This is a genomic window from Nonomuraea corallina (genome assembly GCF_027620315.1).
Lineage (GTDB): Bacteria > Actinomycetota > Actinomycetes > Streptosporangiales > Streptosporangiaceae > Nonomuraea > Nonomuraea corallina.
Genome location: NZ_JAPNNL010000153.1, coordinates 1 through 17,818, shown reverse-complemented (window position 1 = coordinate 17,818; position 17,818 = coordinate 1). Strand labels below are relative to the sequence as shown.

Genomic DNA, 17,818 nt, shown 5'->3' with positions numbered 1-17,818 from the left:
CACACCTACAAGTGGCAGATGACCGCCTGCGTCACCGCCCCCCAAACCGAGGACCCAGGACCCGATCCTGACCCCGACCCGACACCCACACCCACACCCACACCGACCCCGACTCCGACACCAACTCCGACGCCCACACCGTCGGGTCTGATCGCCGCCTACGGAATGAACGAAGGCACCGGTAGCACCGTCAACGATGTGACCGGCACCAACCATGGCACCGCTGTCGACACCTCGTGGGTCAACGGCAAGTACGGCAAGGGCCTGTCCTTCGACGGTCTCTTCGGCCTCGTCACCGTCGACCACAACGCCTCGCTCCGGCTCGGCTCCGGGATGACGCTTTCGGCCTGGGTCAAGCCGTCGAGCCTGGACGGCTGGCACACCGTCATGGGCAAGGACTACGCCACACTGGACGACCTCTCCTACGCCCTGTACGCCTCCAGCGGCCTCACTCCTACCGGCTGGCTGACGACGGAGGACGAGCCGGCACAGGTGGACGGAACCGGTCCGCTCTCGGTGAACACCTGGAGCCACCTCGCTGTCACCTACGACGGCACCACCGCCCGCCTCTACCTCAACGGCAACAAAGTCGGCGAAGAGTCCGCGTCCGGCGCCCTGCTGGACGACGGCGGCGACTTCCACATCGGCGGCAACACCATCTACGGCGAGTTCTTCGACGGCGTCATCGACGAGGTCCGCGTCTACAACCGCGCCCAGACAGCCGCAGAAATCACCACCGATATGAACACTCCGCTCGGCGGCACGATGACTGTCGGGCCGACTGGGTCGGTCGCACCCACTGCTGCCACCGCATCTGACACAGGCCACACCGAGGTCTGCACGTCCAAGAGCGCCGCTGTCAGCTTCACCACTCCGGGCACGCCACCTCCGTTCCCAGAAGAGGACGTGCAGCACCTGACACTGGCCAAGGACAATTTCGTCATCAAAATCGCCAAGGTCGATCCGGGCGCGTGCGATGGTTCGCCGTGCACGGTGCTCGACTCGGCCGCCCTACGCATTGGTGGCACCGGCGCCGATCGGACTGCAGCCGTCATCGGCTTCAAGCTCGATGAAGTTCCCGACGGTGCCATGTTGCAGGAGAGCCGCCTTTCTCTCGGTACTGCTACCTGTCCCGACTCGGACTGCCCTTTGGATGCAGTAATCACTGCAACACCCCTGAAAGGCACTGTCACCAACGAGTCGAAGGGATCAGATCTGGTTGGCGACGCTGACGACTCAACGTCGTACGCGATGTCACTGAGCGAGTCGGAGGCAGACATAAGCGGCAGTGAATACCGGTGGCTGCTGCTCACTTCGGACAAGGACGAGGTCATCACTTTCGGCGATGGTCTGGCAGCCGAGCAACCGTCCTTGGCAGTCAGCTACCTTCCGCCGGGGGCTCCGAGCAACGTGCTCAACCTTCTCGCGCAGGCAGGCGACTCCAGCGCGACCGCCAGCTGGGGCTTGCCGGAGGATAACGGCAGCATTGCCATGCTGGACGGCTTCGATGTGGAGGTGCAAGACAGTAGCGGGGAATCTGTCAAGAGCTTGGAGGTCACAGATCCGTACGTTGCGGTGAGTGGACTGGAAAACGAGACCGCTTACACCGTCAGGGTTCGTGCCAGAACTCGATTCGGAGTCAGCGGCTGGGAGAGCACCACTGTGACGCCGGAGGCCGTGCCGCTCCCGGTAACTAGCGGCGACTCCTGTATTCCTTTCTTGGACTCCCCGCAGCAGACCGCGAAGGCGGTCGAATCGGGGGAGTCGAACGCGCAGACGTACATCGATCGCGTCAAGAACTATTACGGGGCACAAGACGCGGTACTGGAGGGACATGCCGACACCATCTGGGCAGTGCCTGGAGTGACAGCAGATGCCCCCAGCACGGCCAAGCTGTCGCTACTGAACACCGCGCTCGTGGAAGAGCGATGGCGGATCGTGCAGTCAAACGAGTCAAGGACGGGATCGACTGTATCGCTCGAAGATCCGGTAGTCTGGCAGAGCCGAACGGACGGCAGCGTACGTGTGACCGTCGCTATAAAACAGACATGGGACCCGCCTGCGAGCTCGTCAGATGCTGTCTCGGGCACGGCGTTAAGGCCTGCGGGACAGATCGAACCCAGCGATTTCACCATATCGGTGCATGTATTCGACCGCTGCGGCAACATGACTAGAATCGAGGTGCCTTACGACGCCTACGCGGACTCAACTGACCTGTCAGACCACTGCCTGGGCCTCATTGAGGGTTCCACAGTCGGCATCACCGCGGCAGCGGCAGCGCCCGATGCCTGCGGCAAGCGTAACGGCGGTCACTACACTCCGGGAACTATCAAGCCCAAATACGCCTGTAAATCGGACGACGGTACGAGTTCGGGAAAAATATACTGCTATTTGACGTTCTTCGGGAAGAAAGTGCTGCGAAAGGGGCTGGAGGCACATTACGATGCCGGCACCACCTGGTTCGGAACACTCCTGTACAACGCCGACAAAGTCAGTATCCTACACCATTATTCAAACGCCCGAGTCACTGCTACCTCGAAGTTCGAGAAGGACCCGAAGAACAAGCACCTGCTGGGCACGATGAAAATCTATTCGACGACATCTGTCGCCTGGCAGGCCAACGCCAGTGAGGTTTCTGTAGGACTCCCTGCATCGGGTGGTATCTCACATATCATCGGGAGAGACAAGGTATCCTTTCCTTCTGATACAGGTGACGGGCGACGCGTGAACAAGACGCCCAAGGAGGGGATTCTTACCTTCCCTTTGGACGCACAAGGGTTTCTCGCCACCATCTCGGCGCTGCGCCACGAGGTTTTCATCGAGGTATATCTCGAAGACAGCAAGAAGCCGACCAGCGATGCCGGGCGAGTTCCAGTCGGGCCGATCCAAACCTGCTGGATGCGGGCCTGGACGGCCTTTGAAGACCTCTAAATCCTAGAGGGCGGAGGACTGGTTGCTCAGCGAGGCTCCAGGTCGCCTCGCTGAGCAACTACGCTGACAGATCACGTGAAAGAGGAAGAGTCGAAATGTTATCCAAGCGCGCCATGTCCGTTGGTCTGATCGTATTAGTGACAGTGACGGCGCTTTGGATGTCGACATCTCTTCACAGTGAAGAAGTAATCGCACGAACCAAGCTCGTTCTGGCGAACGGGCTGCAGGTAGCTCGACCCGATTACCGTATCATGCTGTGGGATGGTGTCGGGGACGCGAAGAAGGCGCCTTTCTCCGTCTCAGTCCCGGTCAGTATTCTTGACTATCCTTCCACTGGACCCGGCGTGCGAGTCTGGCTCACCCGCCCGCTGATTGGCTCCGCCGGACTGCGACCTGACCTACCGGCGTCGCGGGTGGCCGAACAACTGAAAACTTTTTCCAAGATACACGGCAAGGTGGGCATGGAGGCGGCAGTCCGTGACATGCCCGCCGAGCAGGAGGCTGCGGTACTGATTAAGTTTTCACCACCTGTGTCAGAGACAGAGGCTAGAAAGTTCGCCGATATGGATTTAAGTGGGCATGCGCTATATATCCTGTCGGATGACACAGTGGCCAATGGATTTCCCGTAACCTGGCGCATGGGTGGAGACACGTGCGTGCACCGACTGCTCTCCGGCTGCAATCCCACCTCACCCACCGCCCAACTCCGGCAATGGCTCTCCCTCTTGCAAAGCGAGGACAGCGTTATGTTGGCGGATCTCGGGCTGCGCATGGAAGGCCTGTATCAGGCCCAGCGAGAGGGCTTGGTGCACGGCCTCGTTCTGAACGTCAGCGGGCGCGAAAGGCTTCTATACTTGCTGGCCCGCCCTCGTGTAACGGTCCTCGGCGTTTTCCCAGCCTAGGGCGAGGCGCGTGATTTCATCAGGCCCACCAACCCGGTGATCGTTTCCGGTCACAGCATTAATACTTCCAGTTGCACCGGTGACGTGATCCCAGTGAGTTGCCGGCAGGTAGTAGCACTCGAAATGGGTGAGGACGACGCCGCTCTACCGGACCGGGTGTTGAGCCTCTTGCGCAGCGTATCCTAGCCGCGAATGATCAAAGGTTGGCCAGCGGTCGCATCGACCGGTCCGATCAGATGCACTGCCCGTCATGCCAGCCAGGCGTACCTGACACGCCGTGAAGATCCGCTGCCTCAGCCGCTGTACTTCCTCCTCGATCGACCCCGTTCACCATGAAACGGTGAACGGCTCGGAGTGAATCGTGTGCTGGTGTCGGCATCTTTAAAAGGGGCCGGCACCAGCACACTCAGTAGATTGTGAGGACGGTGTCTTGGTACTCGTCGGCCGACGTCGAATATTTATGATCATATCGCCCCTTACTGCCCTGGCCCTGCTGTCTGTTTTCATTTATCAAGCTTCCGGGCCATGGACTGACTTATCCACGGAGCGGGCGAAGCTTGTCCTGGCGAACGCCTTCGCCGTTTCTCGCCCGGACTACCGTATTCGCGCCGATCCGTCGAAGGAGGCGGACATCGGTCCCCGGGGCGGCACCGTTCCCTTGCTGGTTGATCCCCGTTCCGCCTATCCGCTGAACAAAGGGGACGAGGCAACTCGTGAAGCAGCTGTCGAACTCCTTCCCTCCGGTGACGTCTCGGCACCGCACCTGAGGCCCTGGTACCTGACTTCGGTCATCGGTAGTTCAGGGGAATCGGCGCCGATCGGGCTTACCCCGAAGGATCAGGGCCTTGTCGACCTGCCTGACAAGAACAAGTACCTGCGCGCCTTGGTCATGGTCGAACTCTCTGCCTCCACCTCCGCGAAGACTGTTGACGCCTGGCTGCTGAACGGTATCGACGTAGCCATCTTTCGCCTGCAGAACGACTCCAAGGGGTCGGTTTCCTGGGATGACTCGTTCTGCGATGACAAGAGTCTGCCATGTGCGAGTGACCATCCCATGCCCGCGTCCGACGGTTTCCAGTTGTGGGTCTCGACTCTCCGGGACGAGGATGCGCCGCTCCTCGCTCGACTCAATCTGGACCTGGGTGAGCTGCGCAGACTGTCCCAGGCCGGAACGGTCGAGGGATTTATCGCAAGCGTCGAGCTCGAAGAGATCAAGTCGCTGTCGCAGAACAGGCAGGTCAAATCGGTCGAGATAATCTCGGTAAGCCTGGGAGACGGGCGAGACTGAGGTGCCGGCTTGCGGGCCGCCTGCGCCGAGGCACCTGAACCACGGGGGACCGTTCCGGGATCCGACAATTAGAGAAAAGCTCAGCTATCAAGGGAGTTCAAGTGGTTGAGGTCACCCGTATGTGGGGCTAGCTTCGGAAGTAGGAGCGCCAGAAAAGCAAGGGCCACCAAGGCCTTAAGCCGTTCAGCTGATGATCACCTCCGGCTCGGGGCTGCCGGGGCAGGAGCATGGTGGCGGGCGATCCTACGTGCCGGATGCCCTTGTCGGAGGGGCGGCGTTCTCTGTGGCTGCTTCGTCGGGCGCGTTTGAGACAGCTCGGGGGCAGCTGCGGTGACGGCGGGAAGGGTTGCGGTTGCGTGGCCGGTCGAGCCAACTGGGCTTCACGTTCGTGCGGGATGTCGTTACTCGTACCGGCCGTATTCGGCTCGCCCAGCCGACCCCACCGGACGTAAAAGTCGGTAACCTCCCCTCACACGGGCCGGTCGCCGACCTGGAACACGCCCTCACCGAGACCGGACGTGCCGGTCAAGGACCAGCCGGAGTGTGCCGCGGCCCCCGCCGCATACGCCCATCAAGGGAGACGCCATGACCGGTGCCGGCATTCTGCGGAGAAGCGTAGCTGTCGCGCTGATGCTCGTGTTCCTGACCGGCTGTGAGTCCGACGGTCGCGACGTCCATGCGGGCGATGGGCGCGAGCACTTCTATGTCGTCGCGAGGAACGGGATCTCCGTCGCGAATCCCGAGTTCCGCTTCGCCACTGTGTCGTGGCCGGGACAACCTGTTGACGAGCATTCCGTCCGGGTGGCGGCCGAGCCGCAGTGGGCCCGCGCCGGGGAGGAGCGTTATTCCGTCCAGTCATTCGACATCTACCGCAACGTTCGTGGCGCCACCCTGATCTCTCCCGCCGGGACGTCCGATATCCATAAGCCGGTGTTCCCTGATACCCGCATGCGCCGGGTGCTGCGGCGACTCGGCGCGGAGAAGCAACCGGACGACAGCGCCGGCCTGCTCGACCACCTGGGCAACGCTGTCGCCGTCACGGCCGTCGTCGAACTGCGCACCCCGATGACCTCCGAACAGCACGAGAGCGCTTACGGAGTCCGTGGGGACAACATCCTCATCTCTTCCGGGGTGGCCGGCGACGTCCCCCTGTACTGGGACAGGACCCCGGCATGCGAGGAGCGGCAGGTGGCGCGCAACTGTGAGGACCTGCCCCTCTTCGAAGAGTTCCGCGCGTGGGTGGCCCTGCTCCGCTCGGCCGACCAGAGCGTCCTGTCCGCTGTGGGGCTTCAACTGCCGAACGTGCAGGAGGCCGCCGCTCGTGGCCGCATCGTCGGGTACGTCGATGACAACACCGCTCCGAGCGAGCTGCGCCTGCTTCTCCGCGACAAGCGGGTCCGCGCTGTTCACATCATCGACGCCCGGCTCAACTGCGAGACCGCCGGCAGGATGGTGTGCGAGCCGGCTTTGTGGTCGACCAGTGTGCCGGCCCCGTCCTGAACGAGTCTTTCCACCTGCCTGCAGACATGAGGGAGAGGCATCCATGACGACGAACCTGGACACCTTCGTGCTCGTCCGGTACATGAAGATCGATGACGGGTCAGACGTCTGACCGATGGGCGGGTGAGGGAACGCCGTGCTTCGCCTCCACCGGGGAGCCCGCCTGTCGTCGCCCCGAGGCTCTTCCTGGAGGAGATAGTCCGTGCGCAGACTGGCTCGGTGGGCGCTGTTGGTCGCATGCCTGGTGGCGGCTGGTTGCTCGCCGGGCGCGAATTCGGAGAGTACAGACCGGAAGGCCCTCGTATGGATCAACGCGCTCGCCGTGGCCCGTCCCGACTATCGAGTGGTGCACGAGGAGAACATGCTGTCGGGGGTGTGGAAGACCCCTGGCGATACTGTCCGGGTCGTCGTGGAGCCGCGGTGGCCGAGCCGGTGGTTCAAAGAAGTGCTCGGCAGGCAGGACCTGGAGATCAGGACGGCTCCCGATGGCTCCGCAGTCATCCCCCGGCTGAGGAGTTGGCGGCTCAGTGAGGCCATCCGCGAGCTGGGGCAGGCACCGGACCGGGCTCGGGCGACCACGAAGGCCCTCGACGCGCTCGACGGCCTGGCGCGCGCCGGGGACACCAGGGTCATGCTGGTCGTGGGATTCGCGCATCCCATGAGCGAATCCGAAGCGCTCAAGATCTCGGCGTCCCACCCGGAGGTCGCGTTCTTCTCCCCGCTGCGCGGCAACGGAGGTCTTCCGATCTCGTGGGACCGTTCCGGCTATTGCCGCTCACGCGGGTTCGATGACTGCGATCCCGCCGTCCGCGCGTCGCTCACGTCGGGTTTCCGGCGCTGGGCGGAGTTGCTGACCCCGCAGGACGCCGCTCTGCTCGCGCCTTTCGAGCTGGGCCTCTCCGAGGTGAAGGAGCGGGCGGTCGCAGGGTTGTGGCACGGGGCGATCTACAACGTGTGGTCGGAGCGTGCACGGGAGATCGTCGAAGATCCGCGCGTCGGGCTCGCGGTGATCGGACACACGGAGCTCCAGTGATGATCGTGGGCGAAACCCATGGGTCCCGGGCTACACGAGAACAGCGGCCCGGCGAGGAGTTTCGCCGGGCCCGGTGTCATTCAGCCGTGCGGCCGGTGAGCGGGTTCTCCGGCCGGTCCAGCCAGACACGCTGGCCGTCCGGTCCGACCGTCATGCCGAACCGGTCGTAGTCGGGCTCACCCCAGCCCACCCACCGGAAGTAGGCGTCGGTGATCTCTTCCCACAGGGGCCGGTCGCCGACCTGGAACACCTCGTACTCCTCGCGGTCCGGCCGCCAGTCCATCACGGCCCAGGAATCCGGATCGCGGGGGTCGGCGACCCACAGGCGGTAGAGCTCCCCGTCCTCGTCGGGTTCGTCGCTGCCGTGCGCGGTGAGCCCGGTCATCGCCCCGATGGCGAGGTCGGCGCCGGCGGGGGCGCAGGCGATCGTGCGGGGGTCGATGCGGGTGGTGAGGCGGTGTTCGTTCTGCGCCCCGTCAGGCTGCCGGCCGGGCATGGAGCGCTGGGCACGCATCAGCATGTACGACGCGAGCCCGGGAAACCTCCCGTGCGCCACGCCAGAGGGAGTGACCACGAGGCGGAGCTGGAAGTCGCTCTGGAAGCGCGGAGAGTACGGGGCCACCAGCACCGCTCCTGGTCTAGCCTGCGAGATCCACGCGTACGGCACCGTACGGATCCCGCAGGTGACGTGCACCCGGTCGAACGGCCCCCGCGATGGGCAGCCCTCCGCGCCGTCGCCGACGATCAGGGTGGGCTGGAACCCGGCCTCGCTCAGGTTCTTGGCCGCCTGTTCGGCGATGACCGGGTCCACTTCGATCGAGGTCACGTTGGCCGCGCCGACCAGGTGGCAGAGCAGGGCGGCGGTCCAGCCGGTGCCCGTCCCGATCTCCAGCACCCGGGTTCCCGGTTCAGGGTCGAGCAGTTCCAGGAACTGGGCGACGATGCCAGGTGCGGAGCATGACGACGTGGAGTCACCGGAGCCGGTTCCGATGTCGGTGGCGCCGTCATCGAGCTGCGTGATGATGGGGTTGTCGGAGTAAACCGCGTCCCACCAGCCGCGGGGGTCGGCCTCGCGGTCGATGAGCCGCGGGTTCTCGCCACCGAGGCTCGCCAGGGCGACGGGCGGGATGAACAGGTGACGGGGAACCTCGCGCATCGCGTCGGCGATCCGGTGGTCGAGGGGGGCCAACTCCTGGATGAGCGCCTCCGTGCGGTTGAGTGCGCTGATCACTTCTCCTGCCCGCCCTGTTCGCCGTTCTTGGTGTGCTTGCCCTTCCCTCCGGGCCAGGTGTCATCCGTCGATTTCCCCGGCTGGCCTGTCTTGGTCAGCGGCTCGTCCTTCTTCGGCTTGCCTGCGTGCTTCGCGCTCATGGCGATCTCCCCTCGCGGTCTCGGTGACTCCAAGTGAGCGCAAGGTTACGACAGGGCGTGGAAACGTGATCTGGTCGAGAATGATTTTTTCCACCGGCACACGGAAGGCAGCGGTGAGCGTCATTATCACCGCGTGAACCTTCTCGGCCGGATCGGGACCGTGCGCCACGAGCTGCCCGGCGCGCTGCGCAGAGTGTCCGACGCCATCCTGGAGAACCCCGCCGCGACCGCCCGTCTGACCATCGTGGATCTCGCCGAGCGCAGCGGCACCTCCACCGCCACCGTCACCCGCCTCTGCCGCGTCCTCGGCTTCGGCGGGTACGCGGAGCTGCGGATCGCGCTCGCCGCCGAGACGGGCAGGGACGACCAGTGGGCCGACGTCGGCCGGGAGATCCTGCCGGGTGACAGCCTGGAGAAGGTGCTGGGCGTGGTGGCGGGCAACGACCTCCGGCTCCTCCGGGAGACCGCCGGTCAGCTCGACCTGGCCTCGGTGGAGAAGGCGGCGCAGGCCATCGCGCGGGCCGGGCGCGTCCTGCTGTTCGGGGCGTCGGGCGGCGCGGCCGGTGCGATGGAGCGCAGGCTGCAGCGCACCGGCATCCCCACCTGGAGCAGGTCCGACGTGCCCAGCGCGCTCACTGACGCCGCGCTGCTCGGGTACGGAGACGTCGCCGTCGGCGTCTCCCACAGCGGCAGGACCCGCGAGGCGGTCGAGGTGCTGGAAGAGGCGGGCGGCCACGGCGCGACCACGGTGGCCGTGACCTCGAACCCCCGCTCACCGCTGGCCGAGGTGGCCGAGCTGGTGCTGACCACGACCAGCCGGGAGACGACGTTCAGGTCCGCCGGCTCCGCCGCGTTCCACTCGCAACTGCTCGTGCTGGACGTGCTCTACGTCGCGGTCGCCCAGCGCACGTACGAGCGGACAAGACCGGCCTTCGACGTCACAGCCAGGGCGGTCGCGGCGGAGTGACGGGCTCGCGGCGGCTCGCCCCGGAGGCGGAGTTCACGGCGTGGCGGCGCCGGTGAAGGCGGCGTGCACCGCGGCCGCGCGGTCTTCCGGCAGGTGGTCGCGGGCCGCCAGCCAGGCCGCCGCGCCCGCCGCGTCGCCCGCCGTGCGCACCTGCTCGCCGCCCAGCAGTTCCAGGACGCGGGAGCGTACGGGACCGTCGTTGGTGAGCACGCTTCCCGCGAGGACCACCGGCCCCGAGACGTGCACCCGGCGGACGGTGGCCACCAGGTGGTCGGCGGCCTGGCGGGTGATCGCCAGGGCGGCGGGGTCGCCCTCGGCGGCGGCGCGGCTCACCGGGGAGGCGAGCTCGGCCAGCCGCATGTGGTCGCCCTGGACGAGGCGGACGAACCGGTCGGCGGTGTCGCGGGCCGTGGCGCCTCGCCAGTCGCCGAGGAAGTGGCGCAGCACCAGCTCCGTCAGCCTGTCGGGGGAGGACGCGTCGAGGGCGGCGGCGGTGTGCTGGGCGGCGGCGCGGCCGATCCAGAAGCCGGAGCCCGCATCGCCCAGCAGCCAGCCGAGCCCGTCGGCGATCCGGTCGAGCCGGTGCGACCTGATGGCCGCCGCCACGGCGCCGGTGCCCGACAGCAGGAGGGAGCCGTCCGGCTCCGGTGAGCCCGCGGCGTAGGCGATCTCGACGTCGCCGGAGAGCCGGGGGCCCGACAGGATGCCCAGGTCGGCCCAGGCCTTGTCCAGGCCGGGGAGCATCCGCTGGACGTGCCCGGCCACCCCTGCGAGCGACCCCACCACCTGGGAGCCGTCGTGGCCGGTGAGGGCCTGGCGCACCGCGCCGGCGATGGCGGCCACCGCCTTGCCGAGACCGTGCGCGCTCGGGTTGCCCGCCCCCGCTCGCGCGTACCCGACCCGGGTGCCGTCGAGCGTGTGGACCGCCACGCGGGTGGCGGTGGCGCCGGCGTCGACCCCGACCACGAGCGAAATAGTCACGATCAGATTGTGGGTCTTGACGTGACCAGTAAGCAAGAATAATTTTCGCCGAAAGGCCGAATGTTCGGAAGGAATGTTCGTGACTCCAGGTGCCCTGGGCCGCGTCGAGACCGAGCTCCCCGCTCTGCCCGAAGCGTTGCGCAGGGTCGGCGAGGTGATCCTCGATGACCCTGCGGAGGCCGCGCGGTCGACCATCATCGCGCTGGCCGAGCGGTCCGGCAGCTCGCCCGCGACCGTGACGAGGTTCTGCCGGGCGTTCGGCTTCTCCGGCTACGCCGAGCTGCGGGTGGCGCTGGCCACCGAGACCGGCCGGGCCGCGCAGGCCGGGTGGGGCGCGGGCGTGGGCCACGAGATCGGCCCGGACGACCCGATCGACGCGGCCATCGAGGTGATCGCCGCCGCCGACGCCCGGCTCATCCAGGACACCGCCGCCCAGCTCGATCCCGAGGTGGTCTCCAAGGTCGCCGATGCCGTGGTGGCCGCCCGCAGGGTGCTCCTGGTCGGCGTCTCCACCAGCGGCAACGTGGCGACCATGCTGGAGGGCCGGTTGCGCCGCATCGGCATCCCGTGCTGGAGCGCGTACGACGCGCACGTCGCCCTGTCGGAGGCGGCGCTGCTGCGCGACGGCGACGTGGCCATCGGCATCAGCCACCGGGGCCGCACCCGCGAGGTGATGGAGTCGCTGGCCGAGGCCGGCGGCCATGGCGCGCTGACCGTGGCCGTCACCTCGTTCGCCCGCTCGCCGCTGGCGGAGCTGGCCGAGCTGGTGCTGACCACCGCCAGCAGGGAGACCACGTTCCGGCTCGGCGGGCTCGCCGCCGTCCACTCCCAGCTGTTCGTGCTGGACACCGTGTACGTGGCGGTCGCGCAACGGACGTACGAGCGCACGAACGCGGCGTTCGAGCTGACGATCGCCGCCGTGGAGAGTCACCGGGTGGAGAGAGGCTGAATGACGTACGCAACCATGGCGTTGGAACTGGCCCGTCAGGTCGCGGAGAGCCAGGCGGAGCCGGTCGGGCGGGCCGCCGGGGCGCTGGTCGGCGCGCTTCGCGCGGGCGGTGTGGTAAACGCTTTCGGTTCCGGGCACTCCGAGGCCATCGCCATGGAGATCGCCGGACGCGCGGGCGGACTGGTGCCGAGCAACCGGCTCTCGCCCAGAGACCTCGTCCTGTACGGGGGAGAGCCGCCCGGCGTGCTCACCTCCGAGCTGGAGCGCGACCCCGCGATCGCGCACCGGATCTACGCGCTCGCGCCCGTGGACCCGCGCGACGCGTTCGTGCTGATCTCCAGCTCCGGCGTGAACGGCGCCGTGGTCGAGCTCGCCTCGCTCGTCAAGGAGCGCGGCCACCCGCTCATCGCGATCACCTCCGTCAGGCACAGCAGCCGGATGACCTCGCGCCATCCGTCGGGCGGCAAGCTGCTCGACCTGGCCGACGTGGTGCTGGACAACGGCGCCCCGTACGGGGACGCGGTGCTGGAGCTGCCGGGCGGGGAGACCTACGGCGCCGTCTCCACCATCACCTCGGCGCTGCTCGCGCAGCTCATGGTCACCGAGACGGTCGAGCGCCTGGTGGCGCTCGGCGAGACGCCGCCGGTCTACCTGTCGGCCAACGTGATCGGCGGTGACGAGCACAACAGAGCCCTGGAGAACCGGTACGCAGGGCGCATCCGCCGTTGAGTCAGACAAGTCAGGAGTAGGGACCCATGGAGAACACCCCCCAGATCACCCGGCGCGGGCTGCTCCGCGCCGCGGCCCTCGCCCCGATGGCCGGTGCGCTCGCCGCGTGCGCCACTCCCCAGGCCCAGGCCCCCACCTCGTCCGCCGCGCCGGCGGCCACGAGCGCGGCCAACCCCTTCGGCGTGGACGCCAAGAAGCCGCTGGAAGTGTGGATCTTCGACGGCGGCTTCGGCGACGCCTACGCCACCGACATCCACCAGCCGCTGTTCAAGACCAAGTATCCCGACGTCGCGATCAAGCACAGCGCCACCAAGGAGATCACCAAGGTCCTGCAGCCGCGCTTCGCCGGCGGCAACCCGCCGGACGTGATCGACAACTCCGGCGCCAACGCCCTGGACATGGGCGCGCTCGCCCAGGACGGCCAGCTCCAGGACCTCGGCCCGCTGCTGGACGCGCCGAGCTGGGACGACCCGAACGTCAAGGTCAGGGACACCCTCGACCCGGCCGTCGTCGACTTCGGCACCCTCGACGGCACGTTCCTCAGCGTCGGCTACGTCAACTACATCCACGGCATCTGGTACTCGCAGAAGGCGTTCCGCGACAACGGCTGGGCGGTGCCCAAGACCTGGGACGAGTTCCTGGCCCTGTGCGAGACGATCAAGAAGTCGGGCAAGATGGCGCCGTTCACGTACGCGGGCAAGCACCCTCAGTACCTGTACGAGCCGCTGCTCACCATGGCCGCCAAGATCGGCGGCAACGAGATCCTGGTCGACATCGACAACCTGGAAGACGGCGCCTGGACGGCCGAGCCGGTGCTCCGGTCCGCCGAGGCGTGGGCCGAGGTGGGCGCCAAGTACATGATGGAGGGCACGGCCGGCCTCGACCACGTGCAGACCCAGACGGCGCAGAACAAGTACCAGGTCGCCATGCTGCCGAGCGGCTCCTGGCTGGAGAACGAGCAGAAGACCACCACGCCGGACGACTTCGAGTACGGCATGTTCCCCATCCCCGACGTCACCGCCTCCGACAAGCTGCCGTACGGCACCCTGCACACCCGGCCGGGCGAGACGTTCATCGTGCCGTCGCGCGGCGCCAACCCGCAGGGCGGCGTGGAGTACCTGCGCGCGATGCTGTCGAAGAAGGCGGCCGGCGACTTCAGCGAGCTGGTCCGTACCGTGTCCGTGGTCAAGGGCGCGGGGGAGGGCCGCGACCTGACCCCGGGCGCCAGGAGCGCCACGGAGGCGCTCGCCGCGGCCGGCGCCAACACCGTCCACTTCCGCTGGCGCAGCTGGTACGCCCAGCTCCACGACGAGGCGGTCGCCGCGACCGGGCGCCTCATGAGCGGCGGCGCCACCGCCAAGGAGTTCGTGGATCGGCTGCAGAAGAAGGCGGACGAGCTCAAGGCCGACTCCTCGATCAAGAAGTACCGGCGCTGATGTTCGCCACGTACCGCCGGGGGCTGTTCATCCTGGCCTTCCTGGCGGCGCCCGTCACGCTCTACCTGGTGTACGTGATCTCCCCGTACCTCCAGGCGTTCTACATCGCTCTGACCGACTGGCGGGGCGTGAACGCCACGCCCGCCTTCATCGGGTTCGACAACTTCATCCGGTTGTTCGCCGACGGGGTCTTCTGGAAGGCGGTCACCCACAACGCGGCGCTGCTCGTGCTCCTGCCGCTGCTGACGATCGTCATCGCCCTGTTCTTCGCGTTCCTCCTCAACGTGGGACGCGAAGGGCAGGGCGTGGGGGGCGTGGCCGGGTCCTCGTTCTACCGGGTCGTCTTCTTCTTCCCGCAGGTGCTGGCCGTGACGGTGCTCGCGGTGCTGTTCCAGCAGGTGTTCCGGCCCGACGACAGCGGCATGCTGAACGCGCCGCTGATGGCGCTCGGGATGGGCCCGATCGGCTTCCTGTCGGACCCGGACGTCGCGTTCTGGTCGGTGCTGGGCGTCATGGTGTGGCAGGCGGTCGGCTTCTACGTGGTGCTGTTCTCGGCCGGGCTGGCGTCGATCCCGCGCGACATGTTCGAGGCCGCCAGGATCGACGGGGCCGGCCGGTTCAGCCTGTTCTTCCGCGTCACGCTGCCGCTGCTCTGGGACACCGTGCAGGTCGCCTGGGTCTACCTGGGCATCCTGGCGCTGGACGTGTTCGCGATCGTGTGGGTGATGACCGACCAGCACGGCGGGCCGGACTTCTCCACCACGGTGATGGCCACCGAGATCTACCGCAACGCGTTCCAGTACTTCCGCTTCGGCTACGCCTCGGCGCTGGGCGTCGTGATGTTCTTCTTCACCATCGGCTTCGCGATCCTGTCGCTGCGCCTGTCCCGTCGCGAACGAATCGAGTACTGACGCCATGACGACGACAACGTGGACGGCCGCGAACTCGCGCAGGCTCGCCCGCCGGGAACGCCGCCGGCAGCTCGGGCCTCTGAACGTCCTGACCCATGTGGCCCTGCTGGTGTGGACGGTGCTGACGATGGTGCCGATCCTGTGGACGTTCCTCGCCTCGGTGAAGAGCGAGGAGGAGATCTTCGGCGACGCCTGGTCGCTCCCCGCCGCCCTGCGGTGGGACAACTTCGCCCGCGCCTGGGAGCAGGCCCACATCGGGCAGTACATGCTCAACAGCGTCATCGTGGTGTCGTTCAGCACGTTCGGCACCATGCTGGTCGGCTCGATGGCCGCCTACGTGCTGGCCCGCTATCCGTTCCGCGGCAACCGGGCCGTCTACCTGCTGTTCGTGTCCGGGCTGGCGTTCCCCGTCTACCTGGCGCTGATCCCGTTGTTCTTCGTGGTGCAGAACATGGGGAACGTCCCGCTGGTCGGCCCGTTCATCGGGCTGAACACGCACGCCGGGCTGGTGCTGGTGTACATCGCGTACTCGATGCCCTTCACCGTGTTCTTCCTGTCGGCGTTCTTCCGCACGCTGCCCACGGCGGTCGCGGAGGCGGCCACCGTCGACGGGGCCTCGCACACCCGGGTGTTCTTCCAGATCATGCTGCCGATGGCCAAACCGGGGCTGGTGAGCATCACCATCTTCAACGTGCTCGGCCAGTGGAACCAGTACCAGCTTCCGCTGGTGTTGCTGCAGGAGCGGGACAAGTGGGTGCTCACCCAGGGCATCGCCGACATCTCCACCGCGGCGGGCTACGACCAGGACTGGGCGGCCCTGTTCGCGGCGCTGACGCTGGCCATCCTGCCGATGCTGGTGGTGTACACGATCTTCCAGCGGCAGATCCAGGCGGGGCTCACGGCCGGGGCGCTCAAGTGATCGCTCAAGTGATCGCTCAAGGAGGCAATAGTGAAAAGGCTCGCACGTGAGGGGCGGCGGGCCTACGCTTCAGGATGTGATCGGCGACATCCGCGCGTTGCTGGCCCGCCATCTCCCCGGCTACGAGGTTCACACCGTCGTCCCCGCGGGCCAGGGCCTGGACAACACCGTGCACCTGGTCAACGGGGAGCTCATCGTCCGGGCGCGGGTGGCCGACCCCGCCGCCGTCCGGCGCGAGGTCGCCCTCCTGGCCGCGATCAAGGACCTCGTCGGGGTACGGGTTCCCGAGGTGCTGTTCGGCGACGACAAGGAAGGCGTCATCGCCTACTACGCGCTGCCCGGCAAGCCGCTCGACCAGCATCCCGTACGGGACCCGAAGCGGCTGGCCGAGCCGCTCGGCAGGCTGCTGAGCGCGCTGCACGGCGTCCCGCGGGAGCGGGCCCGCGAGCTCGCGCCGCTCGACGTCTACCCGGCGCCGACCCTGCTGCACGACGCCCAGCTGGAGTACCGCGACGTCGAGAGGCACGTGCCGGAGGAGCAGCGTCCCCTGGTGGAGCGGTTCCTGGCCGCCGAGCCGCCGCCGGAGCCGCGCGAGCTGCGCCTGTGCCACAACGACCTCGGCGCCGAGCACCTCCTGGCCGATCCCGGGACCAGCGCGCTGACCGGCGTCATCGACTGGACCGACGCCGCCGTCACCGACCCGGCCCACGACTTCGCCAAGCTCTACCGCGACCTGGGGCCGGAGGTCTTCGACCTGATCCTGGCCTCCTACGACGGGTCCTTCGACGCCGAGGACCGCCGGCGGGCGCTGTTCTACGCCCGCTGCGGCCTCATCGAGGACCTCGCCTACGGCCTCAGCACCGGCCCGTCCCGCTACGCCGAGGCGGCCCTGGCCCACCTGGAGTGGACCTTCACCGGCTGAGCTCGGCCCGCAGGGTCGCGGCGGCCGCCACCACGTTCGCCAGCGCCGCCTCCACCTGCTCGTAGGTGCGGGTCTTCAGCCCGCAGTCCGGGTTGACCCAGACCCGCTCGGCGGGCAGCACCGCCAGCGTCCGGCGCAGCAGGTCCTCGACCTCGGCCGCGTCCGGCACCCGCGGCGAGTGGATGTCGTACACCCCCGGCCCGAGGCCGCGCCCGAACGACCCGACGGCGTTCAGGATCCTGGCTCCCGACCGGGCCGACTCGATCGTGGTCACGTCCGCGTCCAGCCCGTCGATCGCGGCCAGGATCTGGTCGGCGTCCGAATAGCACAGGTGGGTGTGGATCTGCGTGCCGTCGCCGGCCCCGGAGGTCGCCCTGCGGTACGCGGCCACCGCCCACTCCAGGTAGCCGGCCTGCGCGGTCCGGCGCAGGGGCAGCAGCTCGCGCAGCGCCGGCTCGTCCACCTGGATGATCGGCACGCCGGCCGCCTCCAGGTCCCGCACCTCCTCCCGCACCGCGTCCGCCACCTGGCCCACCACCTCGCGCAGCGGCAGGTCGTCACGGACGAACGACCACGCCACGATCGTGACCGGGCCGGTGAGCATGCCCTTGACCGGCCGCTCCGTGAGCGACCGCGCGTAGGCGGCCCACCGCACGGTGATCGGCTCCGGCCGCGCCACGTCCCCGTGCAGGATGGGCGGCCTCGTGCAGCGCGACCCGTACGACTGGACCCAGCCGTTCCTGGTCACCGCGAAACCGTCCAGGTGCTCGGCGAAGTACTGGACCATGTCGTTGCGTTCCGGCTCGCCGTGCACCAGCACGTCCAGGCCGAGGCGCTCCTGCAGGCGGACGACCCGCTCGATCTCGGCCCGGACCCGGTGCTCGTACTCCTCGGGGCCGAGCGTCCCGGCCGCCACGGCCGCCCGCGCCGCCCGCAGCTCGCCGGTCTGCGGGAACGACCCGATGGTGGTGACGGGCAG

Annotated in this window: 16 protein-coding genes; 12 read left to right on the top strand and 4 right to left on the bottom strand. The window is 67.6% G+C overall.

Annotation, left to right across the window (positions count from 1 at the left end; genetic code table 11):
- Positions 1 to 18 precede the first annotated feature (18 nt).
- The 5 genes from OUY22_RS28610 to OUY22_RS28590 all read left to right on the top strand — a co-directional run bounded on the left by OUY22_RS28610 (position 19) and on the right by OUY22_RS28590 (position 7,654).
- Positions 19 to 2,931: a LamG-like jellyroll fold domain-containing protein gene (locus tag OUY22_RS28610; RefSeq protein WP_270158294.1), complete on the top strand. Its 2,913-nt coding sequence runs from the start codon at positions 19 to 21 to the stop codon at positions 2,929 to 2,931.
- A gap of 95 nt (positions 2,932 to 3,026) precedes the next feature.
- Positions 3,027 to 3,833, top strand: a complete 807-nt coding sequence (locus tag OUY22_RS28605; RefSeq protein WP_270158293.1) for a hypothetical protein — start codon at positions 3,027 to 3,029, stop codon at positions 3,831 to 3,833.
- A 430-nt stretch (positions 3,834 to 4,263) separates the two neighbouring features.
- Positions 4,264 to 5,121, top strand: coding sequence for a hypothetical protein (locus OUY22_RS28600; RefSeq protein ID WP_270158292.1), 858 nt, complete (start codon positions 4,264 to 4,266; stop codon positions 5,119 to 5,121).
- 585 nt (positions 5,122 to 5,706) lie between these two features.
- Complete coding sequence (locus OUY22_RS28595) at positions 5,707 to 6,621, top strand: hypothetical protein (RefSeq protein WP_270158291.1); 915 nt, start codon at positions 5,707 to 5,709, stop codon at positions 6,619 to 6,621.
- 229 nt (positions 6,622 to 6,850) lie between these two features.
- A complete protein-coding gene (locus tag OUY22_RS28590; RefSeq protein WP_270158290.1) occupies positions 6,851 to 7,654 on the top strand; it encodes a hypothetical protein in 804 nt (267 codons plus the stop codon).
- Between the two features lie 76 nt (positions 7,655 to 7,730).
- Here OUY22_RS28590 and OUY22_RS28585 read toward each other — a convergent pair whose 3' ends face one another.
- Both OUY22_RS28585 and OUY22_RS28580 read right to left on the bottom strand, forming a co-directional pair.
- Entirely contained in the window at positions 7,731 to 8,885 is a 1,155-nt protein-coding gene (locus OUY22_RS28585) for a methyltransferase domain-containing protein (RefSeq protein WP_270158289.1), read from the bottom strand.
- Positions 8,882 to 9,025, bottom strand: a complete 144-nt coding sequence (locus OUY22_RS28580) for a hypothetical protein (RefSeq protein WP_270158288.1) — start codon at positions 9,023 to 9,025, stop codon at positions 8,882 to 8,884. The genes OUY22_RS28585 and OUY22_RS28580 overlap by 4 nt, the downstream gene beginning before the upstream one ends.
- 133 nt (positions 9,026 to 9,158) lie before the next feature.
- Between OUY22_RS28580 and OUY22_RS28575 the strand changes: the two genes are divergently transcribed.
- Positions 9,159 to 9,992 (top strand): MurR/RpiR family transcriptional regulator, encoded by an 834-nt coding sequence (locus OUY22_RS28575; RefSeq protein WP_270158287.1) that lies wholly within the window; start codon positions 9,159 to 9,161, stop codon positions 9,990 to 9,992.
- A gap of 33 nt (positions 9,993 to 10,025) precedes the next feature.
- Here OUY22_RS28575 and OUY22_RS28570 read toward each other — a convergent pair whose 3' ends face one another.
- Positions 10,026 to 10,973 (bottom strand): N-acetylglucosamine kinase, encoded by a 948-nt coding sequence (locus OUY22_RS28570; protein ID WP_270158286.1) that lies wholly within the window; start codon positions 10,971 to 10,973, stop codon positions 10,026 to 10,028.
- A 73-nt stretch (positions 10,974 to 11,046) separates the two neighbouring features.
- On the opposite strand from OUY22_RS28570, the gene OUY22_RS28565 reads away from it, so the two are divergent.
- The 6 genes from OUY22_RS28565 (at position 11,047) to OUY22_RS28540 (ending at position 16,839) form a co-directional block, all read left to right on the top strand.
- Complete coding sequence (locus OUY22_RS28565) at positions 11,047 to 11,922, top strand: MurR/RpiR family transcriptional regulator (RefSeq protein ID WP_270158285.1); 876 nt, start codon at positions 11,047 to 11,049, stop codon at positions 11,920 to 11,922.
- Positions 11,923 to 12,651, top strand: coding sequence for an SIS domain-containing protein (locus tag OUY22_RS28560; RefSeq protein WP_270158284.1), 729 nt, complete (start codon positions 11,923 to 11,925; stop codon positions 12,649 to 12,651).
- A gap of 26 nt (positions 12,652 to 12,677) precedes the next feature.
- Entirely contained in the window at positions 12,678 to 14,087 is a 1,410-nt protein-coding gene (gene ngcE, locus OUY22_RS28555) for an N-acetylglucosamine/diacetylchitobiose ABC transporter substrate-binding protein (RefSeq protein WP_270158283.1), read from the top strand.
- Positions 14,087 to 14,998 (top strand): carbohydrate ABC transporter permease, encoded by a 912-nt coding sequence (locus OUY22_RS28550; protein WP_270158282.1) that lies wholly within the window; start codon positions 14,087 to 14,089, stop codon positions 14,996 to 14,998. The genes ngcE and OUY22_RS28550 overlap by 1 nt, the downstream gene beginning before the upstream one ends.
- Before the next feature lie 4 nt (positions 14,999 to 15,002).
- The gene (locus OUY22_RS28545) at positions 15,003 to 15,917 is read left to right on the top strand and encodes a carbohydrate ABC transporter permease (protein ID WP_270158281.1); all 915 of its coding nucleotides are present in this window, start codon (positions 15,003 to 15,005) and stop codon (positions 15,915 to 15,917) included.
- Between the two features lie 76 nt (positions 15,918 to 15,993).
- Positions 15,994 to 16,839 carry a phosphotransferase family protein gene (locus tag OUY22_RS28540; RefSeq protein ID WP_270158280.1) on the top strand — a complete coding sequence of 282 codons (846 nt, stop codon included), beginning with the start codon at positions 15,994 to 15,996 and terminating at the stop codon, positions 16,837 to 16,839.
- On the opposite strand, the gene metE is transcribed toward OUY22_RS28540, so the two are convergent.
- On the bottom strand, positions 16,829 to 17,818 hold a 990-nt coding region (gene metE / locus OUY22_RS28535), incomplete at its 5' end, for a 5-methyltetrahydropteroyltriglutamate--homocysteine S-methyltransferase (protein WP_270158279.1). The two genes, OUY22_RS28540 and metE, sit on opposite strands and share 11 nt — an antisense overlap.

What these genes read in the sequence shown, in the direction of transcription:
- OUY22_RS28610 (WP_270158294.1), top strand. Translation starts at nt 19, where the DNA reads ATGACCGCCTGCGTCACCGCCCCCCAAACCGAGGACCCAGGACCCGAT.
- OUY22_RS28605 (WP_270158293.1), top strand. Translation starts at nt 3,027, where the DNA reads ATGTTATCCAAGCGCGCCATGTCCGTTGGTCTGATCGTATTAGTGACA.
- OUY22_RS28595 (WP_270158291.1), top strand. Translation starts at nt 5,707, where the DNA reads ATGACCGGTGCCGGCATTCTGCGGAGAAGCGTAGCTGTCGCGCTGATG.
- OUY22_RS28580 (WP_270158288.1), bottom strand. Translation starts at nt 9,025, where the DNA reads ATGAGCGCGAAGCACGCAGGCAAGCCGAAGAAGGACGAGCCGCTGACC.
- OUY22_RS28565 (WP_270158285.1), top strand. Translation starts at nt 11,047, where the DNA reads ATGTTCGTGACTCCAGGTGCCCTGGGCCGCGTCGAGACCGAGCTCCCC.
- OUY22_RS28560 (WP_270158284.1), top strand. Translation starts at nt 11,923, where the DNA reads ATGACGTACGCAACCATGGCGTTGGAACTGGCCCGTCAGGTCGCGGAG.
- ngcE (WP_270158283.1), top strand. Translation starts at nt 12,678, where the DNA reads ATGGAGAACACCCCCCAGATCACCCGGCGCGGGCTGCTCCGCGCCGCG.
- OUY22_RS28550 (WP_270158282.1), top strand. Translation starts at nt 14,087, where the DNA reads ATGTTCGCCACGTACCGCCGGGGGCTGTTCATCCTGGCCTTCCTGGCG.
- OUY22_RS28545 (WP_270158281.1), top strand. Translation starts at nt 15,003, where the DNA reads ATGACGACGACAACGTGGACGGCCGCGAACTCGCGCAGGCTCGCCCGC.